Here is a 25,932-nt window from a genome sequence, read left to right on the forward strand (position 1 = left end):
TCGCCACGATAGCGGTCACGAGCGCCTGGCGGACAGACTGTGCGCCGGAGCGGCGTCGGCCGCGCTGCGCCGTCCGCTCAGGCCTGGAAGACGAGGAAGAGCGAGACGTCGCCGCACCGCACGGCCCGTGCTCCCCCGACCGCGACCCGCGGGGCGTCCCCTTCATGGAGCGCGGTGAGCGCCAGCTGCACCTCGTCGCCGCGGAGCAGCGAACCCGTCGCCCGATGCGAGTCGTTCGAGGCCACCACGCGCTTCGAGCCGTTCACGATCGAACAGACGCCGTCGGCCTCCCGGAGGATCGGGAGGAGGACCCGCTCGAGACGCGACACGTGGACGTCGGCGCCGACCACCCCCACCATCCGCCCGCCCGCCGACACCGGGGACGTGACGGTCATCGTGTAGTCGTCGGTGCAGAGGTAGTCCACGTAGGGGCCGGTGATGTGCCGTCGGCCCGTCCTCTCCGGCACCCGCCACCACTCCAGCTGACGGTAGTCGCGGAACTGGTCCGAGTCGGGATCGTTCACGGCCTCGAGGCGACGCACGCCGCCCCGGTCCCCGCGGTCCAGACCGTGCACCTCCCGCAGCCACCAGGCGAGATGCCACGGCGCATCCGCGAGCACTCCCGGCGTGGCGACGAACCCGGCGCCGGTGATGAGCCCGCCCGGCTCCTTTAGCGAAGGCCGGGCGATCCCCTCCATGAAGGGGTCGAGCGCCGATGCGGAGGGCGCCTGCCCGGCGAGGGCGAAGCGCTCGAAGCGGGCGACCACCTCCGCCCGCCACCCCTCGACGAGTTCGAACACGGGCGCGAGGGTCATCGCCACCCGCTCGGCGGTGCGCTCGTCATGCTCGGCGACAGTGCCGTTCATCTCACACTTCCATTCCTGTCACAGCGACGGCGAAGGGATGCCGTCCACCAGCTCCAGTCGCGACTTCTCGTCGAGAAGCCATTCCACGCCGCCGAAGATCCGGCGCAGCGTGATCGCACGCGCCTCCTCGACGTCCGCCTCTCGGATCGCCTCGATCACGCGACGACGCGCCTGCGCGCTGCGGACCCGATTGTCCTCCTCGCGCAGGCAGAGCCAGATCAGTGTGCCGATCTCGGCCTGCATCCGCAGTTCCTCGCGCACCAGTCGGGGCGACTGGCTGAGCGCGGCGATCTCGAGCTGGAAGCGCGCGACCGCCCGCCGCGCGCCACCTTCGCTCTCGTGGTCCGCCTGCTCCTCCAGCTCGAGCAGGCCCTCCACATCGTCCTCGCTGGCACGGTCCGCGGCGACCTCTGCAGCCATGCCCGCGATCGCCGCGTAGTGGATCGACGCGTCACGCAGTTCGACGCGACTGAGGGTGCGGATGCGCTCGTCGGTGAACTTCCTCGCCCGTGCGGGATCGAAGCTCACGAAGCTGCCGCCGTCGCGGCCACGCCTGGTGTAGATCAGCTCGGCATCGCGAAGCGCCTCGAGCGCCTCTCGAGCGGTCACCACGGCGACGCCGAACCGCCGGCCGAGCTCGGACTCGCTGGGAAGCCGCTCCTGGTCGTGGAGGACTCCGGTGGTGATCGCATCCTGCAGCCGCTGGGCCACCAGTTCGGCGCGTCCGACGTCGGAGAGCGGCGCGAACACGGCGGAGCGGGTGGGGTCCACACCTGCCGTCACCTGGGTCACAACGCCTCCGTTCCGCTTCGTGACACGACCGTAACACGAGGGACTGGACAAATTCATCTGTTCCCATATGATTCAATTCATCTACTAACAGAGGATTAGTCCTCGCATCGAAGGAGATGTGATGACCGACAGACCAGTCGCGATCAGCCTGACCGGGCTCACCCGCACCTTCGGCGCTGTGACCGCCGTCGACGGCGTGGACCTCGAGATCGCCGAAGGGGAGTTCTTCTCCATGCTCGGCCCCTCGGGGTCGGGGAAGACCACCGTGCTCCGCCTGATCGCCGGCTTCGAACAGCCGACCTCGGGAACCGTCCGCCTCTTCGGCGAGGACGTCACCTCACGACCGCCGTTCGACCGCGACGTGAACACCGTCTTCCAGGACTATGCGCTCTTCCCCCACATGTCCGTGCTCGACAACGTCGCCTACGGACTGCGGGTGCGCGGAGTCGGGAAGAGGGAGCGCCGCGATCGCGCGATGACCGCGCTGGCGAGCGTCCGGCTCGAGCATGTCGCCGACCGCCGCCCCACCCAGCTGTCCGGAGGCCAGCGGCAACGCGTGGCGCTCGCACGGGCCACCGTCGTCCAGCCCAAGGCGCTCCTGCTCGACGAGCCGCTCGGCGCGCTCGACCTCAAGCTCCGTGAGCAGATGCAGGTCGAGCTCAAGCAGATCCAGCGCGACCTCGGGATCACCTTCATCTTCGTGACGCACGACCAGGAGGAGGCACTGACCCTCTCGGACCGGATCGCGGTGTTCAACGCCGGACAGATCGAGCAGCTGGGCACGCCTTTCGAGCTGTACGAGAAGCCCGCCTCGCGGTTCGTCGCCGACTTCGTCGGCACGTCGAACCTGTTCGACGACGTCCGCAGCGAGTTGATCCTCGGCCGCCCCGGCCACCACTCCCTCCGCCCGGAGAAGCTCGTCGTCTCCGACGGCGCGACCGGCTCACCGGGTATGCGTTCCGCCGAGGGCGTCGTCGCCGAGTCGATCTACCTCGGATCCGCGGTGCGCATCGTCGTCGACCTCGACGCCGGCATGCGGGTCTCCGTCCTGCAACAGAACGTCGGCGGTCACGCGCACGGGAACCACGGCGACCGTGTGCACGTCTCCTGGCGGGACGCGGACGTCGTCGTGCTGGACGATTCCCCCATCGGCGAGCAGAACGACACCCCCAGCAGCACCATCCGAACGGTCGGCACCCGCTGACCGGAATCACCTAGCACCGCACCACCTCATCGCATTCGAACAAGGGAGTATCCATGCGAAAGAACGCCATCACCGGCCTCGCCGCGATCGGCCTGGCCACCGCCGTGATCGCCGCCCTCACCGGCTGCGGTACCGCCGGCCCATCCGCCGGTTCCGCCGCCGGCCCCGCCCAGAAGCTCGGAGAACGGGAGGGCAAGGTGTCGATCCTCTCCTGGCCCGGGTACGTCGAGAACGGCTCCAACGATCCCAACGTCGACTGGGTCTCCGCATTCGAGAAGGAGTCCGGCTGCAAGGTCGAGGCGAAGACCTTCGGTACCTCGGACGAGGCGCTGAACCTCATGAAGACCGGCGACTACGACGTCGTATCGGCGTCCGGCGACGCCTCGCTCCGGCTTGTCGCCTCGGGCGACGTCGCCGAGGTCAACACCGATCTCCTGAAGAACTACGCGGGCATCTACGACTTCCTCAAGGACCGCGCCTGGAACACCGTCGACGGCAAGCACTACGGGGTTCCGCACGGCTACGGCGCGAACCTGCTGATGTACAACAAGGCCGACTTCCCCACTGCGCCGACCTCCTGGGACGTCGTCTTCGACAAGGCGTCCGAGCACGCCGGCAAGGTGACGGCATACGACTCGCCGATCTACATCGCCGATGCGGCCGTCTATCTGATGGCGCACAAGCCCGAGCTCGGCATCAAGAACCCGTATGCGCTCGACCAGAAGCAGTTCGACGCCGCGGTATCGCTGCTCAAGGACCAGAGGAAGAACATCAGCGAGTACTGGGGCGACTACCTCAAGGAGGTCCAGTCGTTCCAGTCCGGCGACAGCGTCGTCGGCACCACCTGGCAGGTGATCCAGAACACGCTCGCCTCCGAGGGAGCGAAGACCGACGTGGTCCTCCCGAGCGAGGGCGCCACCGGCTGGAGCGACACCTGGATGATCTCCGCCAAGTCGAAGAACCCGAACTGCGCATACGCCTGGCTCGACTACATCTCGAGCCCGAAGGCCAACGCGCAGGCCACCGCCTTCTTCGGCGAGGCCCCCTCCAGCGCAGAGGCGTGCAACTACCGCGACGACTGCGAGTCGTACCACGCCGGCGACGCCGACTACGCCGGGAAGATCTGGTACTGGACCACTCCGATCGAGAAGTGCCTCGACGGCCGCACCGATGCGAAGTGCATCGACTACGCCGGCTGGACGACCGCCTGGCAGCAGATCCGGAACTGAACGGAGGCTGCCCGGGGCACGAGCTCCGGGCAGCCGCCACCGGCTTCGAAAGGACAACCTCCATGAGTGCCATCGCCCCGGCGAAGACGCCGCCGCGCTCGCCGCTTCCGAACCGGCGCCGCACCCCGGCCCGGCGCGGATCCGCCTTCCTCTCCGCCCATCCCCGCGCCCGGCTGTCGCTGCTCCTCTCCGCGCCGCTGTTCTGGCTCGGCGCGGTCTACGTCGTCGCGCTGGCTCTGCTCCTCGTCACCGCGTTCTGGAAGACGGACACGTACACGGGGCAGATTCGCACGGAGTTCACGCTCGACAACGTGATCACCGTGGTCACCGACGCGTTCTACCAGGGGATCACGCTGCGCACCGTCGGGATCGCGCTCGCGGTGACGGCGATCGACGTCGCGCTCGCCCTCCCGATCGCCTACTTCATGGCGATGGTCGCCTCACCGGCCCTGCAGCGCACGCTGGTCGTCCTGGTGCTCACCCCGCTGTGGGCGTCCTATCTCGTGAAGGCCTTCGCCTGGCGGTCGGTGCTCTCCAGCGACGGCATCCTCGAGTGGCTTCTCCGTCCTCTCGGCGGCCACTCCCCCGGCTACGGCATCCCCGCGACGATCATCACGCTGGCGTACCTCTGGCTGCCCTATGTGATCCTGCCGATATATGCCGGCCTGGAACGGGTGCCCGGTTCGCTGCTCGAAGCGTCGGGCGACCTCGGCGGACGCGGCTGGACCACCCTCCGTCTCGTGGTTCTCCCCCTGGCGCTCCCGGCGATCATCGCAGGGACCATCTTCAGCTTCTCCCTCTCCCTCGGCGACTACATCACCATCGGGATCGTCGGCGGAGGCAGCCAGATGCTCGGCACGCTCGTCTACCAGGACATCGGGGCCGCGAACAACCTCCCGCTCGCCGCCGCGATCGCACTCATCCCGATCGTCATCATCTTCGGCTACCTGTTCCTCGTCCGGCGCACCGGCGCGCTCGACAACCTGTAGGAGTCCTCATGCGCATCTCCCTCGGAACCCGGACGACGCTCGGGATCATCACGGCGGTCATCCTCGTGATCGTCTACGTCCCTCTGCTCGTCGTCCTGGTCAACTCCTTCTCCACGTCGTCGTCTCTCACCTGGCCGCCTCCGGGCTTCACTCTCGAGTGGTGGGCTCGGGCGTTCCGCAGCGACGGCGCGCTCGATGCCGTGGGGACCAGTGCACTGGTCGCACTCATCTCGTCGGCGCTCGCACTGGTCCTCGGCACGATGCTGTCGTTCGCGCTGCAACGGTTCGAGTTCTTCGGCCGCAACACGGTGAACCTCCTGGTCATCCTGCCGATCGCCCTTCCCGGCATCATCACCGGTATCGCCCTCAACAACCTCTTCCGCACGATCATGGGCGTTCCGCTCTCGATCTGGACGGTGATCATCGCGCACACCACGTTCTGCATCGTCACCGTGTTCAACAACGCGATCGCGCGACTGCGGCGGATGGGCACCTCGCTCGAAGAGGCATCGGCGGACCTGGGAGGCGGGATCTGGACGACATTCCGGCTCGTCACCTTCCCACAGCTCCGCTCCGCCCTGCTCGCCGGCGGTCTCCTCGCCTTCGCGCTGTCGTTCGACGAGATCGTGGTGACAACCTTCACGGCCGGCTCCGGGGTGAAGACGCTGCCGATGTTCATCATCGACAACATCACCCGCCCCAACCAGGCGCCCATCGTCTCGGTCATCGCGATCGTGCTCGTCGTCGTCTCGATCGCTCCGATCGCGCTCGCCCAGAAGCTCTCCGGCAGCGAGCAGCGCCGATGACGCCGACGCCCGCGGCACGGTAATAGGCTCGTGCCTGTGACGACGTTCGTACCGCCCCGCCCCTGGACAGCCAGCTACGCGGAGGGCGTGCCGGAGGATCTCTCCCCGGTGTCCGGTTCGCTGATCGACATCGTGGAGGCCTCCGCCCGCGACTATCCGGATGCGCCCGCGCTGCAGTTCTTCGGACGCGAGACCACTTACCGGGATATGCAGGACGCGATCGAGAGGGCCGCGGCCGGCCTGCGCGCCCGGGGCGTGGGAGCCGGCGATCCCGTCGCGATCGTCCTGCCGAACAGCCCGCAGCACATCGTCGCCTTCTACGCGGTGCTGCGACTCGGCGCCGTCGTCGTGGAGCACAATCCGCTGTACACCCCGCGCGAGCTCCGCAAGCAGTTCGAGGACCACGGCGCCACGCACGCGATCGTCTGGAACAAGGTCGTCGCCACCGTGCAGGACTTCCCCGCCGACCTGGCGGTGCAGAATCTGATCTCCGTGGACGTCACCCGCGCCATGCCGTTCGGGATGCGGTTCGCTCTCGGACTGCCCGTCAAAAAGGCACGGGAGTCGCGTGAAGCCCTGACGACGAAGGTGCGCGGCACCACGACCTGGGAGCAGGTGCTCTCCTCGGAGCCGCTCCCCGCCTCGCACCCGCGGCCGGCCACGGATGACCTCGCGATCATCCAGTACACGTCCGGCACGACCGGCACGCCCAAGGGGGCGGCGCTGACGCACCGCAACCTGCTCGCGAACGCGGCCCAGGCGCAGGCCTGGGTCCCGTCGATCCAGCGGGGCAAGGGCTGCGTCGTGTACGCGGTCCTGCCGATGTTCCACGCCTACGGACTGACGCTCTGCCTGACCTTCGCGATGTCGATGGGCGCCCGTCTGGTGCTCTTCCCCAAGTTCGACCCGGACCTCGTGCTCGCCGTGGCGAAGAAGCACCCGGCGACGTTCCTGCCGCTCGTGCCGCCGATCGCGGACCGCCTGCTCACCGCGGCGAACGAACAAGGGGTGTCGCTGGAGGGCACCGAGATCGCGATCTCCGGCGCGATGGCCCTTCCCCATGAGCTGGTCGTCCCCTTCGAGGCGGCGACGGGCGGCTATCTCGTTGAGGGCTACGGCCTCAGCGAGTGCTCTCCCGTGCTGATGGCGAACCCCGTCGCCGGCAACCGCGTGCCGGGAACGGTCGGTCTCCCCCTCCCGGGCACGGAGTGCCGTGTCGTCGACCCCGACGACCCCGCCCGCGACGTCGAGCCCGGAGAGGCCGGCGAGCTGGTCGTCCGCGGACCGCAGGTGTTCCAGGGCTACTACGGCAAGCCCGAGGAGACCGAGGCGGTCTTCACCGACGGCTGGTTCCGCACCGGCGACATCGTGACGATCGACGAGGGCGGTTTCGTCCGGATCGTCGACCGGATCAAGGAGCTCATCATCACGGGCGGCTTCAACGTCGCCCCGACCGAGGTCGAGAACGTGCTGCGGCAGCATCCGGACATCGAGGACGCCGCCGTGGTCGGGCTTCCCAGCTCTCACTCCGGCGAGGAGGTCGTCGCGGCGATCGTCGTCGACGGCGCCAAGGACGTCGACGTCGAGGCCGTCCGGGACTATGCGCGGAGCATCCTCACCCCGTACAAGGTGCCGCGACGGCTCTTCGTCGTCGACGAGCTGCCGAAGTCGCTCATCGGCAAGGTGCTGCGCCGTCAGGTGCGGGAGAAGCTGCTCGAGCTCACCGGCGCAGGCGGCTGAGCAGGCACTCTCCCAGCGGCGGGCGCCCCTCGGGCGCTACGGTTGGTCAGTGACTACCGCAGATCAGGCCGCGCAGGCAGACGACGTCCCCGAGACCCCCGGCTTCGACGAGCTGGGCATCACCGGTCCGGTGCTCGCGGCGATCCGCGACCTCGGCTACGAGACCCCCTCCCCGATCCAGGCCTCCACGATCCCGCTGCTGCTCAACGGCCGCGACGTGCTCGGCACGGCCCAGACCGGTACCGGGAAGACGGCCGCGTTCGCCCTGCCCGTGCTGGAACGACTCGACCACGCGCAGAAGACCCCGCAGGCGCTCGTGCTGGCGCCCACGCGCGAGCTTGCACTGCAGGTGTGCGAGGCTTTCGAGGCCTACGCCGCGCGGATGAAGGGCGTCCGCGTACTGCCGGTCTACGGCGGACAGGGTTACGGCGTGCAGCTCTCCGCCCTGCGCCGAGGCGTCCACATCGTCGTCGGCACGCCCGGGCGCATCATGGACCACCAGGCCAAGGGCACGCTCGACCTCTCCGAGCTGAAGTACCTCGTGCTCGATGAGGCGGACGAGATGCTGAAGATGGGCTTCGCCGAGGACGTCGAGCAGATCCTCGCCCAGACCCCCGAGGACAAGCAGGTCGCGCTCTTCTCCGCGACCATGCCTGCGGCGATCCGGCGGCTGGCGCAGCAGTACCTTCATGACCCCGAAGAGGTCGCGATCACCGCGAAGACCACGACCAACCAGAACATCACCCAGCGCTACCTCGTGGTCTCCTACGCGCAGAAGGTCGACGCGCTGACCCGCATCCTCGAGGTCGAGAACTTCGACGGGATGATCGTCTTCGTCCGCACGAAGAACGAGACAGAGACGCTGGCGGAGAAGCTCCGTGCCCGCGGCTATTCGGCCGCGGCGATCAACGGAGACGTGCCGCAGGTGCAGCGCGAACGCGCCGTGAACCAGCTCAAGGACGGCAAGCTCGACATCCTCGTGGCCACCGACGTCGCCGCCCGTGGCCTCGACGTCGAGCGCATCAGCCATGTCGTGAACTTCGACATCCCCACCGACACCGAGTCGTACGTGCACCGCATCGGCCGCACCGGCCGGGCGGGGCGCTCCGGCGACGCCATCAGCTTCATCACGCCGCGAGAGCGCTACCTGCTGAAGCACATCGAGAAGGCGACGCGCCAGCAGCCCGCCCAGATGCAGCTCCCCACCACCGAGGACGTCAACACCACGCGCCTCGCCCGCTTCGACGACGCGATCACGGCGGCCCTCACCGAGTCCTCCCGCATCGAGGGATTCCGCGACATCATCGCCCACTACGTGCGCCACCACGACGTGCCGGAGGCCGATGTCGCCGCCGCGCTCGCGGTGGTCGCCCAGGGCGAGACGCCGCTGCTGCTCGACCCGGAGAACGATCCCCTCGCCGCGACGGTCGAGGCGGCGGGGCGTCCGCCGCGCGAGCGCACCGAGCGCGCGCCGCGCGAGCCGCGCCGCGGCAGGGGCGACTACCAGCCGTACCGCATCGAGGTGGGCCGCCGCCATCGTGTCGAGCCGCGTCAGATCGTCGGCGCCCTCGCCAACGAGGGCGGCCTCGGCAGAGACGACTTCGGCGCGATCGCCATCAAGCCCGACTTCTCCATCGTCGAGCTCCCGTCGAACCTCGACCCCACGGTGCTCGACAAGCTCCGGGACACCCGCATCTCCGGCCGGCTCATCGAGATCAAGCTCGATCGCGGCGCTCCGAATCGCCGCGCACCCAGGGACGGGGATCGCCGTCCCTCCGAGGGCACCCGGGGACGCCGGGACGACCGTCCTGAGCGCGACGACCGTCCGCCGCGCAAGCCTCGTCACAGGGGCTGATCCACGACCGGCGTCTCAGCGCGGAAGGACGGGCCCATGGGAGCCGATGACCTCGATCTGGTGCTCGCACTCGAACGGGAGCTTCAGACGCCTGCCTGCCGGCAGGACCGAGGACGCCTCGAAGAGCTGCTCGCCCCCGAGTTCGTCGAGATCGGCGCCTCCGGCACCCGCTGGAGTCGCGCGGAGATCATCGAGTCGCTCCTCGATGAGGATGCCGGGACGATCGTCGTCCGAGGCATCTCGGCGCGCGCGATCGCGGAAGACGTCGTGCTCGTCGCCTGGTCATCCGAGTGGGAAGGCCGCCGCGCGCTGCGCACCTCGCTCTGGCGCCGCGAGCCGTCGGGCTGGAGGCTGACGCACCACCAGGGCACACCGACCGCCTGACCTCGTCAGGCCGCAGGGACCATCAAGCCGGGGCGGCGACCCGTATCGCGACGCCGCCCTGCCACGTGGCCACCAGCACCGCGGTGACGGCTCCCGCCGCCATGATGGCGGCGAGGACGATGATCTGGAACCGGCCGGCGTCGACCGGCGACAGCCCGCCGAAGATCGCGCCCACGAACGCCCCGGGGAGCACCACGAGTCCCGTGGTCTTGGTCTGATCGATCGAAGGGATGAGCGCCTCTCGCACCGCTCGACGGGCCAGATCACGGGTGGAACGCCGAGGAGTCGCCCCGAGGGCCAACCAGCCCTCCACCTCGTCCCAGTGGTCCGCCACGGCACCGGTGAACAGACGCCCGGTGAGAGTGGCCACGTTCATCGTGTTCCCGATGACGATCGCGCCGATCGCGAGGGCGTACCGGGGCGTCGGCTCGAGGGCGCCGGAAGAGAAGATCGCGATCACCGAGACACCGATGCCCGCGGCCATCGAGGTCGCCATCACCGCCCAGGCGCGCCGACCGCCGCCGATCCGTCGCACGGCGACCGCTGTCGCCACCGCGAACATCACGAGCAGAGCGAGGCCGATCAGCATCGGATCGACGAGGATGCCGCCGAGGATCAGGCTGATGATCGCCAGCTGAACCGTTCCGCGGAGGATCGCCGCTGCGGGACCCCAGGACCCCCGGACGCCGAACAGCAGGAGAGCCGCCGACGCGATGGCCACCAGGACGACGACCGCGACGGCCGTCGGCAGCAGGGCGGCCGCTGTGGTGGTGCTCATGCGGTTCCGGGAACTCCGCTAGGCGTCCAGCGCATCGGGTCCCTCGGTGACCAGCAGGTGGAACTGCGCGGCGTCGAGAACGCGGACGCCGAGCTCCTCCGCCTTCGCGAGCTTCGATCCCGCGCCGGGACCCGCCGCGACGAAGTCGGTCTTCTTCGAGACGCTCGTCGCCGCCTTGCCGCCCGCCTTGATGATCGCCTCCTGGGCGCCTTCACGGGTGTAGCCGTCGAGCGATCCGGTCGCGACGACCGTCAGGCCGTCGAGCACCCCGCCCTCGGCGACCGCCGCTCCGGGCCCGGGATGCCCCGGCGTCGTCCACTGCACCCCGGCGTCCGCCCATCGCCGCACGATCTCCTGGTGCCAGTCCACCTCGAACCAACTCCGCAGCGACTCCGCGATGATGCCGCCGACGCCTTCGACCGCGGCGAGCTCCTCCTGGGACGCCGCGCGGATCGCATCGAGCGAACCGAACCACTGTGCGAGCGCCCGGGCGGCGACGGGGCCGACGTGGCGGATGTTCAGCGACACGAGGAGCCGCCAGAGCTCCTTCGTCTTGGCCTTCTCGAGCTCGGCGAGGAGCTTGATCGCCTGAGAGGAGGGCTGCGGTCCCTCGACCCCCTCCTTGCGCTCGGACGCCGTGGGATTGCGACGGAAGGGCGCCCGGGTCTTCACGACGCCGTCCTCGTCCTCCTTCGGCAGCCCCGTCTCGGCGTCGCGCACGACGACCTCGATGGGCACCAGCTGGTCGAGGGTCAGGGTGAACAGCCCCGCCTCGGTCTCGAGTGGAGGCTCCGACGGCAGAGAGGGCTGCGTGAGGGCCGCGGCGGTCACCTCTCCGAGCGCCTCCACGTCGAGCGCGCCTCGCGAACCGATGTGCTCCACCCGGCCCCGCACCTGCGCGGGGCATGAGCGGGTGTTGGGGCAGCGCAGGTCGATGTCGCCCTCCTTGGCGGGCGCGAGCACCGCGCCGCACTCCGGACACTCCACGGGCATCACGAACTCGCGCTCGGAGCCGTCGCGCTTCTCCACGACCGGACCGAGGACCTCGGGAATGACATCACCGGCCTTGCGCAACACCACGGTGTCGCCGATGAGGACGCCCTTGGCCTTCACCACGTCCTTGTTGTGCAGGGTGGCCTGCCGCACCACCGACCCCGCGACGTGGGCGGGTGCCATCACGGCGAACGGCGTGGCTCGCCCCGTGCGACCGACGGACACGACGATGTCGAGGAGGTGCGTCTGCACTTCCTCCGGCGGGTACTTGTAGGCGATCGCCCACCGCGGCGCTCGGCTCGTCTGACCGAGCTCGGTGTGCAGCGCCAGCTCATCGACCTTCACCACGATCCCGTCGAGCTCATGCTCGATGTCGTGCCGGTGCTCACCGAAGTAGGCGACGAACTCCGCGACCTCGTCGATCGTGCGGCACACCTTCGTATGCGGGCTGGTCGGCAGCCCCCACTGCGCCAGCAGCTCGTAGACCTCGCTCTGCGCGTCGACCGGCGGGTTGTCCCACGCACCGATCCCGTGCACGTACAACGAGAGGGAGTCCACCCGCAGCAGACCGGCCTCGAGCTCGAGGCCGTCCTTCTTGTCCAACTGCTGCCGGAGACCCCCGCTGGCGGCGTTGCGCGGGTTGGCAAAGGACGGGAACCTCCGTGCCGCCGCCGCTCGGGCCTTCTCCTCGTCGAACGGCTTCTTCACGCCCGTACGGCTCTCCCAGCGCCCGAGCGCGTCGGCGTAGGCCCGCTCGCGGAACGCAGCCTGTGCGGCGTTCAGGCGCTCGAAGGCGGCGACGGGGATGAACACCTCGCCGCGCACCTCGACCAGCGTCGGATGCCCGGTTCCGGACAACCGCTCCGGGATGTCGGCGAGACGGAGGGCGTTCTCGGTCACGACCTCTCCCACCCGTCCGTCGCCGCGGGTCGCCGCGGACGTGAGGACCCCGTTCTCGTACCGCAGGTTGATCGCGAGGCCGTCGATCTTCAGCTCGGTCAGCCAGGCGACCTCCCGCCCTGCGGACGCCTCCGTCTTCACGGCCCACTCGCGCAGCTCGTCGAGGGAGAACACGTTGTCGAGGCTGAGCATCCGCTCCGCGTGCTCGATCGTGTCGAGTCCGGTCGACTCCGCGGCCCCGACCATCTGCGTCGGCGAGTCCTGCCCCTGCAGCTCGGGATGCAGACGCTCGAGCTCCTCCAGCCGCCACATCCAGCCGTCGTAGGTGGCGTCGTCAACGAGGGAGGTGTCGCGCCCGTAATAGGCGTCCTTCGCATCGAGGATGCGGGTCGTCAGCTCCCCCGCTTCGAGGCGGGCGTCTTCCAGCGAGATGTTCTCCGGCACTCGTCGATTCTACGAGCGGGCACCGACATCGGCGGAGTGCCGCTCGACCTCCCGAGCCCCGGGATCAGCCGGCGGCGACCGCCTCGGGGACCGCCGACACGGTCGTGTCGATCGTGAACTGACCCAGCACGCGGGTGCCGATGTAGAGCACCGCGCTCTGACCGGGGGCGACGCCGTCGAGCGGCGCGTCGGGGACGACGCGCACCCCGGAGCCGCCCACGAACGCCGTGGCGGGGACCGGCTCCGCGTGCGCGCGGATCTGCACCTCGCAGCCGAACTCGACTGCCGCGGGGGCTGCTCCTGCCCAGGAGAACCGCTCCCCCGAGATCTCCGCGATGGCGAGCGCCTCCTTGGGACCGACCACCACGGTGTTGGTGACCGGACGAACCTCGAGCACGAAACGGGGCTTCCCATCGGCGGCGGGGACGCCGAGCTTGAGCCCCCGACGCTGGCCGACGGTGAACGCGTGCGCCCCCTCGTGCGAACCCACCACCGCGCCGGAGCGGTCCACGATGTCGCCCTGCTCCGCGCCGACCTTCTCCGCGAGCCACCCGCGCGTGTCGCCGTCGGGGATGAAGCAGATGTCGTGGCTGTCGGGCTTCTGCGCGACGCTCAGCCCCCGCTCCTCCGCCTCCTCGCGGACCAGCGCCTTCGACGGCGTCGCGCCGAGCGGGAAGTAGGTGTGCGCGAGCTGTTCGGCGTTCAGCACGCCCAGCACGTAGGACTGGTCCTTCGCCCCGTCCGAGGCCCGGTGCAGCTCGAGACCCCCCTCGCCGGCGACGAGCGTCGCGTAGTGCCCGGTGCAGACCGCGTCGAAGCCGAGCTCGATCGCGCGCTCCAGCAGCGCCGCGAACTTGATCTTCTCGTTGCAGCGAAGGCACGGGTTCGGGGTGCGCCCGGCGCGGTACTCGGAGACGAAGTCCTCGATGACGTCATCGCGGAAGCGCTCGGAGAAGTCCCAGACGTAGAACGGGATGCCCAGCAGGTCGGCGGCGCGACGGGCGTCCATCGCGTCCTCGATCGTGCAGCAGCCGCGGCTGCCGGTGCGGAGGGTACCGCCGGCACGGGACAGCGCGAGGTGCACGCCGACGACGTCGTGGCCCGCCTCCACGGCCCGCGCGGCCGCGACGGCGGAGTCCACTCCGCCGCTCATCGCCGCCAGGATCCGCATCGGTCCAGTCTACGAGCGTCCGGCTGAACGGGCTCCGGATGCCCGGGCGTAGGCCTCTCCGATGGCCTCGACAACCGCATCCACGTCTGCGTCGTCCGACGTGCGGCCGAGCGTGAAGCGCAGGACGCTCCGCGCGGCGCGTTCGTCGCGGCCCATCGCCCGCACCACATGGGAGGGCTCCGCGACACCGGCCTGACAGGCCGACCCCGTGGACGCCGCCACGCCCGCGCGGTCGAGGAGGAAGAGGAGGCTCTCCCCCACCGCTCCCGGGAAGAGGAGATGCGCGTTACCCGGAAGCCTTCCGACCGGATCGCCGAGCAGCTCCGAGCCGGGAGCCTCGCGGAGGACGCCGGCCACCAGGCGGTCGCGCAGGCGTGCGAGCCGCGACGCCTCCCCCTCGCGCTCCGCCTCCGTCCGCTCCAGTGCGACCGCCAGCGCCGCGGCACCGGCCACGTCCTGCGTACCCGCGCGGAGGCCGCGCTGCTGCGTGCCGCCGTGCATCGACGCCGTGATCCTCGCGGACCGCGCGACGACGAGCACGCCGACGCCGACCGGGGCGCCCAGCTTGTGCCCGGCGATGCTCATCGCGACCAGTCCCTCGCCGGCCTCCGCATCCCCGCGCAGCCGGCGGAACGACAACGGGACATGCCCCCAGGCGGCGACCGCGTCGAGATGGAACGGGACGCCCGCGTCGGCGGCGGCCGCGGAGAGCGCCGCACTGTCATTGACCGTGCCCACCTCGTTGTTCGCCGCAAGGGCCGTGGCCAGCGCAGCTCCCGGCAGCGCGGCGGCGAAGACGTCGGGCCGGATCCTCCCGAAGCCGTCGAGCGGGACGGCGCGCACCTCTGCGCCGTCGCGCACGAGGGCGGCGACCGAGTCCATCGACGCATGGTGCTCGCCGTCGGGGAGGACGATCGCCGAGGTCCCTCCTCCGCGGGAGAGCCAGAGCCCGCGGAGCGCGAGATTGATCGACTCCGTCCCTCCCGAGGTGAAGACGACCTCGATCGGGTCGCATCCGAGCACCGCCGCGACGCGCTCGCGGCACTCCTCCAGCAGTCTCCTGGCGTCCTGCCCCGCAGCGTGCGTCGACGACGCGTTGCCGAGCACCGTCGCCGCGCCGAGCCAGGCCTCTCCGGCCTCGGGGCGCAGCGACGTCGTGGCCGCATGATCGAGGTAGAAGCGCATCGCCTCCATCATCCCACCCGCTGCGGACGCGGGACTCGGAACCGGGACCGGCGGCACCCGGGTTCACGGCGTTCATCTCGGGCGTCTAGGCTGTTCCCCATGCCCGCGCCGACCACGATGCCTCTCGGAGGCACCGCTCTCGACGATCTCGGCGTCCGTCTGCACGACGGCGTCGGCACGCTCCGCATCTGGTCGCAGAACGCGTCGGCCGTCGAGCTGGTCATCTTCGACGCGACCGATCTCGACTGGGAGACCGCGCAGCTGCCGCTCGAACGGCAGCCCGGGGGCGTCTGGGAGGTGAGCAGCGAGCTCCTGCAGCCCGGCATCCGCTATGCGATCCGGGTCGACGGCCCGCACGGCCCCGGGAACACCTTCAACCCCGAGACCCTGCTGCTCGACCCCTATGCACGCGGTCTGGCACAGGGCGACGGTTACGAGGAGTGGCGCTCGGTGGTCATCGCCGACGGCTTCGACTGGGGCGGCGTGCCCAAGCCCGCGATCCCCCTCGATCGCACCGTGATCTACGAGGGGCATCTCAAGGGGATGACGAAGCGGCACCCCGACGTGCCGCCCGCCCTGCACGGCACCTACGCCGGCCTCGCGCACCCGGCGATGATCGAGTACTTCCGCTCCCTCGGCGTCACCGCGGTGGAGCTGCTCCCCGTGCACGCCTTCGTGCCCGAGCCCCGGCTGCTGGAGCGCGGACTCACCAACTACTGGGGGTACAACACCCTCAGCTTCTTCGCTCCGCACACGGCGTACGCGACCGAGGAGTCCCGCAAGGGCGGTCCCGAGGCCGTGCTCGCGGAGTTCAAGGGCATGGTCCGGCTCCTGCACGAGGCGGGTCTCGAGGTGATCCTCGACGTCGTCTACAACCACACGAGCGAGGAGGGCATCGGCGGTCCCCGCTCGAGCCTCCGCGGCATCGACAACACCTCCTATTACCGCCAGCAGCCCGACGGCGCCTACGTCGACACCACCGGCTGCGGCAACACCCTCGACACGGCGACGGATGCGGGCGCGCGCCTCGTGCTCGACTCCCTGCGCTACTGGGCGACGGAGATGCAGATCGACGGCTTCCGGTTCGACCTCGCGGTCGCGCTCGGTCGCAACGCCCAGCACGAGTACGAGCGCGAGCATCCGCTGCTGAAGGCGATCGCCGAGGACCCCGCGCTGCAGGATGTCAAGCTGATCGCCGAGCCCTGGGACGTCGGGCTCGGCGGCTGGCAGACCGGCAACTTCGCCGCAGGCTGGAGCGAGTGGAACGACCGCTATCGCGACAGGGCGCGCAACTTCTGGCTCAGCGACATCGACTACGCCCGCCGCGCCTCCGCACCGGTCGGCATCGGAGGGTTCGCGAACCGTCTCGCCGGCTCGGCGAACACCTACAGCGAGGAGCGGGGTCCGCTCGCCAGCATCAACTTCGTGACCGCGCACGACGGCTTCACGCTGCACGACCTCGTCTCCTACGACGTCAAGCACAACGAGGCGAACGGCGAGGACAACCGCGACGGCGCGGACATGAACAGGTCGTTCAACCACGGGGTCGAAGGACCCACCGCCGACCCCTCGATCCTCGCCGCGCGCCGCAAGGCGATGCGGAACCTCCTCGGCACCCTCCTCCTGTCCGCCGGTATCCCGATGCTCACGGCCGGGGACGAGTTCGGCCGCAGCCAGCGCGGCAACAACAACGCCTACTGCCAGGACTCGCCGCTCACCTGGCTCAACTGGACCCATGAGCCCTGGCAGCAGGACCTGCGCGAGCACGTCGCGCTCCTCACCCGGCTCCGGGCCGAGAACCCGGCCCTCCGTCCCGCCCGGTTCGCGCGACTGGGCGAGCACATCCCCGAGTCCAGCGTCATGGACTGGTTCGACCAGAACGGCGAGACGATGGAGGTCGAGCAGTGGAACGATCCGCGCAACCGTACGCTGCAGTACGTGGCCGCCAGTGTTCCGGTCGACGGCGCCGCCAATCGCATCCTCCTCATCGTGCACGGAACCGAGGCTCCGATCGACGTGCGGCTGCCCGAGTCGATCGAGGGCGCCAGCTCCTTCGTATCGCTCTGGTCGAGCGCTGACGAGCGTCCGGACGGCAACGGACAGCGCTTCCAGCCGGGAGACGTCCTGCCCGTCCCCGGCACCTCCATGCACCTCTTCCGCGTCGAGTAGCCCCCGATCTCCGAGCCACCCTCGGCGCGCTACCTCCCGACGCCGGGGCGCGGTACATTCAACGTGTGGCTGCACGAACCGTCCCGAGTCCTGCGGCGCTGAGAAGCCCCGCGCAGATCCCGTCGCGGCCCGCCGCAGATCCCGGAGACGTCTCCGACGGCATCCTCACCGGGCGGATACCCCTCGCCGATCCCCAGCCGTCAGCGCCGGGCGGCTTCGCAGCGAAGGCCTTCGCGGGCGAGGTGGTCCCGTTCCGCGTCGTCGCATTCCGCGAGGGGCATGATCTCGTCGGCGTGCACCTCCGGCTCACCGCACCCGACGGAACCGAGACCCTGCACCGCCTCGCCCCCCTCGCGGACGGCACCGACGGCTGGATCGCGTGGATCGCCCTCGATGCCACCGGGCCCTGGTCCTACCGCTTCGAGGCGTTCTCCGACGACTTCGCCACCTGGGCGCACGCCGCCGAGGTGAAGGCGGAAGCGGGGGTGGACATCGCCGTCATGTCCGCCTCGGGCTCCGCCCTGCTGTCCTGGGCGGCCGCCGAGGCCGACCGTCCGACGGCGGAGCGCAAGACGATCCGCGCCGCCGCCAAGCGCCTCGCGAAGCCGGATGCCGCAACGCTCTCCGCCGTCGCCTCGGACACCGCCCTCTCGGCGTTCTTCGCAGAGCGCCCCGTCATGACGCTCGCCTCGTCGACCGCTCCGCAGCGGATCCTCGTCGAACGGGAGCGCGCAGGCGTCGGCGCCTGGTACGAGTTCTTCCCCCGGTCGGAGGGCGCCACGCGCCGCAAAGACGGCTCCATCGCCGGCGGGACGTTCCGTTCGGCCGCCAAGAGACTCCCCGCCGTCGCGGCGATGGGCTTCGACGTGCTCTACCTCCCGCCGATCCACCCGATCGGACGGACGCATCGCAAAGGCCCGAACAACACGCTGACCGCCGGTCCCGAAGACCCGGGCTCGCCGTGGGCGATCGGAGCCGCGGAAGGCGGGCACGACGCGGTGCATCCCGATCTGGGTACGCTCGCCGACTTCCGGGCCTTCGTCAAGGCCGCGCGCAGGGCCGGGGTCGAGGTGGCGCTCGATCTGGCACTGCAGGCCTCGCCGGACCACCCGTGGGTCGCCGCCCATCCGGAGTGGTTCACCACGCTCCCCGACGGGACCATCGCCTACGCCGAGAACCCTCCGAAGAAGTATCAGGACATCTATCCCCTGAACTTCGACAACGACCCCGAGGGACTACACGCGGAGGTGTTCCGCGTGGTCGAGCACTGGATCGCGCAGGGGATCCGGATCTTCCGCGTGGACAACCCCCACACCAAGCCGCTGCGCTTCTGGGAGTGGCTGATCGGCGCCGTGAACGCGAAGCATTCCGACATCGTCTTCCTCGCCGAGGCCTTCACACGGCCCGCACCGCTGCGGGGCCTGGCCGCCGCGGGGTTCCAGCAGAGCTACACCTACTTCACCTGGCGCAACACCAAAGAGGAGCTCGAGGAGTTCCTCGGCTCGCTCGCGACCGACACCGCGGACTATCTCCGCCCGAACCTGTTCGTGAACACGCCGGACATCCTCACCGAGTACCTGCAGTTCGGCGGCCGGGCGGCGTATCGCGTGCGCGCCTGCATCGCCGCCACGGCTGCGCCGCTCTACGGCGTCTACGCCGGGTACGAGCTGTTCGAGAACGTCGCCCGGCCGGGCTCTGAGGAGAACATCGACAACGAGAAGTACGAGTACAAGCTGCGGGACTGGGCCGGAGCCGAGGAGCGCGGTGACTCCCTCGCTCCCCTGCTCACGACGCTGAACCGCATCCGGCGCGCGCATCCCGCGTTGCGCCAGCTGCGGAACATCCGATTCCACTGGAGCGACGACGACGCGATCCTCGTCTACAGCAAGCACCTCGACGCCGCGTTCACCGGCACGGGAGCCCACGACACGATCCTCGTCGTCGCCAACGTCGACCCGCACTCGGTGCGGGAGACGACGGTCCATCTCGACACCACGGTCTGGGGTGTGCCGCTCGGCGAGGACTTCGAGGTCGAGGACCTCCTGACGGGGAGCGTCTGGACCTGGAGCGACCACAACTACGTGCGACTCGACGCGTTCGCCGAGCCGGTCCACATCCTGAGGGTGAAGGAGCGATCATGACCCACATCGAGGACGTCGCGGTCGGCGCGGACTGGGAGGAGATCGCGAACGGGGCGCATCACGACCCGCATTCCGTTCTGGGGGCGCATCCGTCACAGGACGCCGTGGGTCGCACCACCACCGTCATCCGGGCGCGGAGGCCCCTCGCCGCCGAGGTGTCGGCCGTCTTCGCCGATGGATCGAGGCTCGGCCTCTCACACGTCTCCCACGGCATCTGGGAGGGGCGACACGAAGGCCCTCCCGTCGAGTACCGGATCGCGACCGCCTACGAGGGGCAGGACGAGACGCTCGCCGGAGACCCCTACCGCCATGCTCCGACCGTCGGGGAGCTCGACCTGCATCTCATCGGCGAAGGCCGGCACGAACGCCTCTGGCAGGCCCTCGGGGCGCATCCGCGGGTACGCGACGGAGAGAACGGTGTGGCGTTCGCGGTATGGGCGCCCGATGCCCGGGCAGTGCGAGTCGTCGGCGACATGAACGACTGGTCCGGCGAAGGCCATGCCATGCGCTCCATGGGCGGCAACGGGGTGTGGGAGATCTTCGTCCCGGACGTCCGGACCGGCACGCGCTACAAGTACGAGATCCTCACACCCGACGGATCCTGGCTGCTGAAGGCCGACCCGATGGCGCAGGCCGCCGAGATGCCGCCTGACACCGCCTCCGTCGTCGCACTCTCCGCCCATGTCTGGGGGGACGGAGCATGGATGACCCGTCGCGCCGCGACGCACGCGGTCGCACAGCCGATGTCCGTCTACGAGGTGCACCTCGGTTCGTGGCGCGGGAGCCTCGGCTACCGCGAGGCCGCTGACCCGCTCATCGAGCACGTGACGGCGACGGGATTCACGCACGTGGAGTTCATGCCCCTGGCGGAGCACCCGTTCGGCGGGTCCTGGGGTTATCAGGTCAGCGGCTACTACGCCGCGACCAGCCGGTACGGCTCGCCCGACGACCTCCGATACCTCATCGACAGGCTGCATCAGGCCGGCATCGGCGTGATCATGGACTGGGTCCCCGGTCATTTCCCGAAGGACGAGTTCGCCCTCGCCCGCTTCGACGGCAGGCCGCTGTACGAGCACCCCGACCCCCGCCGCGGGGAGCACCAGGACTGGGGCACGCTGATCTTCGACTACGGGCGCCCGGAGGTACGCGGCTTCCTCGTGGCCAACGCGCTGTTCTGGCTCTCCGAGTTCCATGTCGATGGACTGCGTGTCGACGCCGTCGCCTCGATGCTCTACCTGGACTACTCCCGGCAGGAGGGCGAGTGGGAGCCCAACGTCCACGGCGGGCGCGAGAACCTCGAGGCGATCCGCTTCCTCCAGGAGGTCAACGCCACGGCGTACCGCACGCACCCCGGGATCGTGATGATCGCCGAGGAGTCCACGGCTTTCCCGGGGGTCACCGCGCGCACCGACCACGCCGGCCTCGGGTTCGGGTTCAAGTGGAACATGGGCTGGATGAACGATTCGCTCGAGTACATGAAGCACGACCCGATCCATCGCGCCCATCACGAGGGCGAGATCACCTTCTCCTTCGTGTACGCGTTCGGCGAGAACTACGTGCTGCCCATCAGCCACGACGAGGTGGTGCACGGCAAGGGGACGCTGGTGTCGCGGATGCCGGGAGACCACGCGGCCAAGCTCGCGAACGTACGCGCCTACCTCGGGCACATGTGGGGGCATCCCGGCAAGAAGCTGCTGTTCATGGGGCAGGAGTTCGGGCAGATCGGCGAATGGTCGGTGGACCGCGAGCTGGACTGGTGGCTGCTCGACCAGCCGTCGCATGCTCAGCTCCAGGAGTTCGTCAGCACGATGAATCGCGTCTATCGGGGACAGGCACCGCTGTGGGAGCGGGACGATGACGGCTCGTCCTTCTCCCGCCTCGGCGCGCCGACGTGGGATCCGAACGTGATCGCCTTCGAACGGCGAGACGCCCATGGCGGAAGGCTGGTCGTCGTCAGCAACTTCGCTGGAGCGCAGCGCACCGGCTTCCGGCTCGCGCTGCCCCTGGAAGGCACCTGGCACGAGGTCCTCAACACCGACGCCGCCGAGTACGGCGGCTCGGGCGCCGGCAACCTCGGCCTCGTCACCGCCCATCCTCTGGAGGAAGAGGACGCGCCGATCGCCATCCTCACGCTGCCCGCGCTGTCGACGCTCTGGCTGCGCCATCAGGCGGATCCGCACGTGCCTTCTGTCGTGCGCTACTGACGCCGCACCGGCGTCCGCGCCGATGCGGACACCGGCCGGTTCAGAAGAGCAGCGAGGCGAGGCGAGTCCGTGCGGCGGCGACGCGCGGGTCGGCGACGCCGACCAGATCGAACAGCTCGATGAGCCGCTCCCGCACGGGCGCACGGTCCTCTGCGCCGAGCACGGCGAAGAGGTCGAGGAGACGGCCGAAGGCGTCGTCGACATGACCGCCGGCGAGATCGAGGTCCGCCACGGCCAGTTGCGCCTCCACGTCCTGCGGAGCCGCCGCGGCGGCTGCCCGGGCCTCCTGGAGGTCCAGGTCCTGCACGCGGGCCAGCAGCCGCACCTGGCCGAGACCGGCCTTCGCGTCCTCGTCCCGCGGGTTCTCTGCGAGAGCCTTCTCGTACGCCGTGATCGCCCGTCCGTAGTCGCCGGCCTCGATCGCCTCGAACGCCTCTGCATGGAGCGGCGGCAGCGGCGTCTCGACCGGCTCGCCGTCCTCCTCGCCCTGCTCCCCCACCGGAACGGAGCCGCTCACGCCGTTCTGTGCGGCGAGCTCGAGCAGACGTCCGAACACCTCGCGCACCTGCGCCTCAGGAACGGCACCGGTGAACATCGGCACCGGCTGTCCCGCGATGAGGGCGACGACCATCGGGATCGACTCCGCGCGGAAGCCCTGCGCGATCTGCGGGTTCGCGTCGACGTCGACCTTCGCGAGGACGACGCGGCCGTTCTGCTCGCGCGTCACCTTCTCGATGATGGGGCTGAGCTGCTTGCAGGGACCGCACCACTCCGCCCACAGGTCGACGACGACCGGTACCGTCCGGGAGAGCTCGAGGATCTGCCCGAACGTCGCGTCCGTCACGTCGACCACGACATCCGCGGCGGGAGCCGGGGACTCGCCGCCGCCCGCAGACGGCTGCGGACGATTGCGCAGCGAGGACAGGTCGACGGCGCCACGGAGGGCGGCTGCGGAGATGTCGGTCATCGGATCACTCCCACACTCACTTGAGGACTTCGATGCTGAGGGTGTCCTGGTGGTATCCCAGGAGCCGGATCTGCTCGGTGGCACCCTGAGCCGGCACCGAGAAGAAGAGCTGCAGGCCGTACGTGGTCTTCACGCCCTTCGACGACTCCGAGACGCCGGTCAGCGCCTTCGCCTCCGGGACGTCCCCGAAGCGGATCACGGCATCCGGTGTCCTCGGGGTGATCGTCTCGAGATCCACGACGGACACCGCGACGATCGCGCCGCTGTTCAAGGTGGTCATCGAGATCGGATCGGCGTCCGTCGCCTGCATGTCGAAGTCGGCCTTGGAGGTCGTCGCGGCGTTCTTCTCCGCGAGCTTCTTCACCTGCGCCGCACGGCTGTCGCGAACCGCGGTCGCCAGCTTGTGCGCGGCCTCGTCGAACACACCGTCGAACTGGCTCTTGTCCGCCTCGTCCACGAGCGACGCGAAGGCCGCGCCGAGGTCTTTCGGCTGCATCATGAGGAAGTTCGACTCCGGCGGGACGCGCGAGGTGCCCATCCACTCGGGAGCGAGTTTGGGCAGCTCCGCCGAGGCCTGCATCTCGGCAAGGCTCGTGATGCGGTAGTTCGACCAGGGGTCCGCCTGCGTCATGGTGAAGATCACCGGGGGCGTCTTGTCATCGCCGGTCTTGCTGGTGAGCATGAGCACCGTCCGCGGCCAGTTGTCGGTCGCCTCCGGCAGGAGCACCTCGACCTTGTCCGTCGGGATCGGGTTGGGGGCCGAACGGTCGGCGAGCTTCGCTCGCAGGGCGTAGTCCACCTTCCTGGCGGCGAGGACCTCCCCGTCGAGCCTCGTCGCGGCGAGGTCGGCGTCCTTCGCCTCATCGGCCTTCGCGACGGTCTCCGCGACGCTCTTCAGGATGCGATTCGCCTGCTCGACCGTGACGGCCGGCGGCTTCTGGTTCTCCGGGGCGACGACCGTCGCAGTCGGGCTGGGCGTCGGCGAGGCCTCGCCGAGCTGGGGCCATGAGTCGGCGGTGCACCCCGTGGCGAGCACGGCGGTCAGGCCCAGCGCGGGAACGGCGACAGCGAGACGACGACGAAGCGACCGTGCCGACCTCTCCGTCCTCCCCTGCTCGCCCTTCGGCTGCTCCTCCGCGTCTGCGGGCGCCGAAGCGGGCGCATCGGCGGCGTCGGGAGCGGGGGCGATCGCCTCCCGCTCGGGCAGCGTGTCCACGGCGAGGTCGATCGGCTCCGTGGCGGGCATCGGCCCCGGTCCCTTCCGGCGCGGTCCGCGCCCACGCCGCTGGTGGCGGATCCCCAGCACGTAGAGGATGAGACCGATCAGCAGCATCACGCCGCCGGCCACGATCAGCGGTCCTGCGAGCGGCGTCCGGCTGTCGATCGGCCACGACACGACCAGGTCGCTCGGCGCGTCCTGCACGCCGTCCCGCGCGACGAGCACGCTCATGCCCGCAGGGAGCTTGAGCGGCGTGATCAGGGAGTCCTTGTCGGTGAAGGAGTCGAGCCACAGATCCGAGCCGGACGGGTTGCGGCCCTCCCCCTCGGCCTTCTCCTTCGGCGCGACGACCTGCGTCTTCGGCTCGCCCTGCTTGTCCAGCGTGACGCTGTTGTAGGACGCGTCCGAGAGCCAGGCCTTCATGTCGGCGGTGCGGCCGTAGGCGGCGAAGATGTCGCCCTTGCCCCGCATCATGAGGGTCTGCAGCCCGGGGTTCGCGCGCAGCACCTCCCCGTCGATCAGGATGTAGGGCTCCGGTTGGTCGACCGTCAGCTCCACCTTCTTCTCGGAGGGTCCCAGGAAGATGGTTCGCTGAGCGATACCGGCTCCGATCAGGACCGTGGCCAGGACGAAGGCCAGGACGGCCCATACGAATCGCACGAAAATGACTCCTTACGTGACCCGGCGTTTGCGCCTGCGGTCTCCGCTCGACATTTCAGGTTAGCGAACCCGTCTGTATATTGCCCACGAGCGTCGCGGATGAGGCGAAGACGCACGTCGCGGCGAAGAACGTCGGACGGGTCGAACTAAGCTTTCCAGCATCCGACTGGAGAGCCGATGAAGATCCACAACCCGTTCCGCACCGCCCTCGTGGCGACGCTCGGCGTCGGCCTCGGCATCATGCTGATCGGCAGTGTCCAGAGCCTGTCGACCGTCCTGCTGTACGTCGGGACCGCGCTCTTCCTCAGCCTGGGCCTCGATCCTCTGGTGTCCTTCCTCGAGCGCTGGCTCCCCCGCTGGGCCGCCGTCCTCGCCACGATCCTCGCCGTGCTCGGCGTGTTCACGGGCATCGTGCTGATCGTGCTCCCGGTACTCATCGACCAGATCTCGCAGCTCGTCTCGCGGATCACGATCATGGTGCAGTACGGACGCACGCTCGACGACATCAAGGAGTGGATGAAGGCGACCTTCCCCACCCTCAAGGTCGACGAGGTCTTCGCCTACGTCACCGACTGGCTCAACAAGAACGTCGCAGAGATCAGCGGATCGATCGGGCAGGGAGTGCTCACGGTCGGCGGCGCCGTCCTCTCCGGGGCCTTCGGCACCTTCATCGTGCTCATCCTCACGATCTACCTCACCGCCTCGACACCGTCGTTGAAGCGCTCGGTCTATCAGCTCGTCCCGGCCTCCAAGCGCGAGCGGTTCATGGACATCGGAGACCAGATCACCGACTCGGTCGGCTACTACGTCATGGGGCAGGTCGCACTCGGCGCGATCAACGGGGTGCTGAGCGCGATCTACCTCTCGATCATCAACGCGCCCTACGCCGCCGTCCTCGCGGTGATCGCGTTCTTCTTCTCGCTGATCCCGCTGGTGGGCACGCTGACGGGCTCGACGCTGATCGTGCTGACGTGTCTGATCCCCGGACTGGGCTCACCCGGCACCGCTCTGGCCGCCGGCATCTACTACCTGATCTACATGCAGATCGAGGCGTACTTCATCTCGCCGCGCATCATGAGCCGGGCGGTCGCGGTACCGGGCGCGGTGGTCGTAATCGCGGCCCTCGCCGGCGGCGCGCTCCTGGGGCTCCTCGGCGCCCTCATCGCGATCCCGGTCGCCGCGAGCATCCTCATCATCTACCGGCAGGTGGTCATCCCACGGATGAACGACCTCTGA

Annotated in this window: 19 protein-coding genes; 11 read left to right on the top strand and 8 right to left on the bottom strand. The window is 69.6% G+C overall.

What is annotated here, in order from left to right; genetic code table 11:
- Nucleotides 1–77 precede the first annotated feature (77 nt).
- Together ABWO84_RS00170 and ABWO84_RS00175 are read right to left on the bottom strand one after the other, a co-directional pair.
- Entirely contained in the window at nucleotides 78–866 is a 789-nt protein-coding gene (locus ABWO84_RS00170; RefSeq protein WP_353111286.1) for a cache domain-containing protein, read from the bottom strand.
- 18 nt (nucleotides 867–884) lie between these two features.
- A complete protein-coding gene (locus tag ABWO84_RS00175; protein ID WP_353111288.1) occupies nucleotides 885–1,658 on the bottom strand; it encodes a FadR/GntR family transcriptional regulator in 774 nt (257 codons plus the stop codon).
- Between the two features lie 121 nt (nucleotides 1,659–1,779).
- Here ABWO84_RS00175 and ABWO84_RS00180 point away from each other — a divergent pair, with 121 nt between their 5' ends.
- From ABWO84_RS00180 to ABWO84_RS00210, 7 genes are all read left to right on the top strand, one after another.
- Nucleotides 1,780–2,862: an ABC transporter ATP-binding protein gene (locus tag ABWO84_RS00180; RefSeq protein ID WP_353111290.1), complete on the top strand. Its 1,083-nt coding sequence runs from the start codon at nucleotides 1,780–1,782 to the stop codon at nucleotides 2,860–2,862.
- 53 nt (nucleotides 2,863–2,915) lie between these two features.
- Nucleotides 2,916–4,091, top strand: coding sequence for an ABC transporter substrate-binding protein (locus ABWO84_RS00185; RefSeq protein WP_353111292.1), 1,176 nt, complete (start codon nucleotides 2,916–2,918; stop codon nucleotides 4,089–4,091).
- A 62-nt stretch (nucleotides 4,092–4,153) separates the two neighbouring features.
- Nucleotides 4,154–5,080: an ABC transporter permease gene (locus ABWO84_RS00190; protein ID WP_353111294.1), complete on the top strand. Its 927-nt coding sequence runs from the start codon at nucleotides 4,154–4,156 to the stop codon at nucleotides 5,078–5,080.
- 8 nt (nucleotides 5,081–5,088) lie between these two features.
- Nucleotides 5,089–5,886 carry an ABC transporter permease gene (locus ABWO84_RS00195; protein ID WP_353111296.1) on the top strand — a complete coding sequence of 266 codons (798 nt, stop codon included), beginning with the start codon at nucleotides 5,089–5,091 and terminating at the stop codon, nucleotides 5,884–5,886.
- 36 nt (nucleotides 5,887–5,922) lie between these two features.
- The gene (locus tag ABWO84_RS00200; RefSeq protein ID WP_353111298.1) at nucleotides 5,923–7,626 is read left to right on the top strand and encodes a long-chain-fatty-acid--CoA ligase; all 1,704 of its coding nucleotides are present in this window, start codon (nucleotides 5,923–5,925) and stop codon (nucleotides 7,624–7,626) included.
- Between the two features lie 49 nt (nucleotides 7,627–7,675).
- Entirely contained in the window at nucleotides 7,676–9,481 is a 1,806-nt protein-coding gene (locus ABWO84_RS00205) for a DEAD/DEAH box helicase (protein WP_353111300.1), read from the top strand.
- 36 nt (nucleotides 9,482–9,517) lie between these two features.
- The gene (locus ABWO84_RS00210; protein WP_353111302.1) at nucleotides 9,518–9,865 is read left to right on the top strand and encodes a nuclear transport factor 2 family protein; all 348 of its coding nucleotides are present in this window, start codon (nucleotides 9,518–9,520) and stop codon (nucleotides 9,863–9,865) included.
- Nucleotides 9,866–9,887: 22 nt separating this feature from the next.
- On the opposite strand, the gene ABWO84_RS00215 is transcribed toward ABWO84_RS00210, so the two are convergent.
- The 4 genes from ABWO84_RS00215 to ABWO84_RS00230 form a co-directional block, all read right to left on the bottom strand.
- A complete protein-coding gene (locus tag ABWO84_RS00215) occupies nucleotides 9,888–10,643 on the bottom strand; it encodes an ABC transporter permease (protein WP_353111304.1) in 756 nt (251 codons plus the stop codon).
- Between the two features lie 18 nt (nucleotides 10,644–10,661).
- Nucleotides 10,662–12,980, bottom strand: a complete 2,319-nt coding sequence (ligA, locus tag ABWO84_RS00220; protein WP_353111306.1) for an NAD-dependent DNA ligase LigA — start codon at nucleotides 12,978–12,980, stop codon at nucleotides 10,662–10,664.
- Between the two features lie 64 nt (nucleotides 12,981–13,044).
- On the bottom strand, nucleotides 13,045–14,151 hold the full coding sequence (mnmA, locus tag ABWO84_RS00225; protein WP_353111308.1) for a tRNA 2-thiouridine(34) synthase MnmA: 1,107 nt from the start codon (nucleotides 14,149–14,151) through the stop codon (nucleotides 13,045–13,047).
- A 9-nt stretch (nucleotides 14,152–14,160) separates the two neighbouring features.
- Nucleotides 14,161–15,336 (bottom strand): cysteine desulfurase family protein, encoded by a 1,176-nt coding sequence (locus ABWO84_RS00230; RefSeq protein WP_353111310.1) that lies wholly within the window; start codon nucleotides 15,334–15,336, stop codon nucleotides 14,161–14,163.
- Between the two features lie 99 nt (nucleotides 15,337–15,435).
- On the opposite strand from ABWO84_RS00230, the gene glgX reads away from it, so the two are divergent.
- The 3 genes from glgX (at nucleotide 15,436) to glgB (ending at nucleotide 21,850) form a co-directional block, all read left to right on the top strand.
- On the top strand, nucleotides 15,436–17,505 hold the full coding sequence (gene glgX, locus ABWO84_RS00235) for a glycogen debranching protein GlgX (protein WP_353111312.1): 2,070 nt from the start codon (nucleotides 15,436–15,438) through the stop codon (nucleotides 17,503–17,505).
- A 65-nt stretch (nucleotides 17,506–17,570) separates the two neighbouring features.
- Nucleotides 17,571–19,646 (top strand): alpha-1,4-glucan--maltose-1-phosphate maltosyltransferase, encoded by a 2,076-nt coding sequence (locus ABWO84_RS00240; protein ID WP_502915356.1) that lies wholly within the window; start codon nucleotides 17,571–17,573, stop codon nucleotides 19,644–19,646.
- Nucleotides 19,643–21,850, top strand: coding sequence for a 1,4-alpha-glucan branching protein GlgB (glgB, locus tag ABWO84_RS00245; protein WP_353111314.1), 2,208 nt, complete (start codon nucleotides 19,643–19,645; stop codon nucleotides 21,848–21,850). Before ABWO84_RS00240 ends, glgB begins: the two co-directional genes overlap by 4 nt.
- Before the next feature lie 40 nt (nucleotides 21,851–21,890).
- Here glgB and ABWO84_RS00250 read toward each other — a convergent pair whose 3' ends face one another.
- Nucleotides 21,891–22,817: a tetratricopeptide repeat protein gene (locus ABWO84_RS00250; RefSeq protein ID WP_353111316.1), complete on the bottom strand. Its 927-nt coding sequence runs from the start codon at nucleotides 22,815–22,817 to the stop codon at nucleotides 21,891–21,893.
- 16 nt (nucleotides 22,818–22,833) lie between these two features.
- Entirely contained in the window at nucleotides 22,834–24,696 is a 1,863-nt protein-coding gene (locus tag ABWO84_RS00255; RefSeq protein ID WP_353111318.1) for a DUF8094 domain-containing protein, read from the bottom strand.
- 177 nt (nucleotides 24,697–24,873) lie between these two features.
- Between ABWO84_RS00255 and ABWO84_RS00260 the strand changes: the two genes are divergently transcribed.
- Nucleotides 24,874–25,932, top strand: coding sequence for an AI-2E family transporter (locus ABWO84_RS00260; protein WP_353111320.1), 1,059 nt, complete (start codon nucleotides 24,874–24,876; stop codon nucleotides 25,930–25,932).

Source organism: Microbacterium sp., assembly GCF_040394595.1.
Classification (GTDB): Bacteria; Actinomycetota; Actinomycetes; order Actinomycetales; family Microbacteriaceae; genus Microbacterium.

Coding starts and splice junctions, on each gene's coding strand:
- ABWO84_RS00170 (WP_353111286.1), bottom strand. CDS start 866: ATGAACGGCACTGTCGCCGAGCATGACGAGCGCACCGCCGAGCGGGTG.
- ABWO84_RS00180 (WP_353111290.1), top strand. CDS start 1,780: ATGACCGACAGACCAGTCGCGATCAGCCTGACCGGGCTCACCCGCACC.
- ABWO84_RS00185 (WP_353111292.1), top strand. CDS start 2,916: ATGCGAAAGAACGCCATCACCGGCCTCGCCGCGATCGGCCTGGCCACC.
- ABWO84_RS00190 (WP_353111294.1), top strand. CDS start 4,154: ATGAGTGCCATCGCCCCGGCGAAGACGCCGCCGCGCTCGCCGCTTCCG.
- ABWO84_RS00195 (WP_353111296.1), top strand. CDS start 5,089: ATGCGCATCTCCCTCGGAACCCGGACGACGCTCGGGATCATCACGGCG.
- ABWO84_RS00210 (WP_353111302.1), top strand. CDS start 9,518: ATGGGAGCCGATGACCTCGATCTGGTGCTCGCACTCGAACGGGAGCTT.
- ABWO84_RS00215 (WP_353111304.1), bottom strand. CDS start 10,643: ATGAGCACCACCACAGCGGCCGCCCTGCTGCCGACGGCCGTCGCGGTC.
- mnmA (WP_353111308.1), bottom strand. CDS start 14,151: ATGCGGATCCTGGCGGCGATGAGCGGCGGAGTGGACTCCGCCGTCGCG.
- ABWO84_RS00230 (WP_353111310.1), bottom strand. CDS start 15,336: ATGCGCTTCTACCTCGATCATGCGGCCACGACGTCGCTGCGCCCCGAG.
- glgX (WP_353111312.1), top strand. CDS start 15,436: ATGCCCGCGCCGACCACGATGCCTCTCGGAGGCACCGCTCTCGACGAT.
- glgB (WP_353111314.1), top strand. CDS start 19,643: ATGACCCACATCGAGGACGTCGCGGTCGGCGCGGACTGGGAGGAGATC.
- ABWO84_RS00250 (WP_353111316.1), bottom strand. CDS start 22,817: ATGACCGACATCTCCGCAGCCGCCCTCCGTGGCGCCGTCGACCTGTCC.
- ABWO84_RS00260 (WP_353111320.1), top strand. CDS start 24,874: ATGAAGATCCACAACCCGTTCCGCACCGCCCTCGTGGCGACGCTCGGC.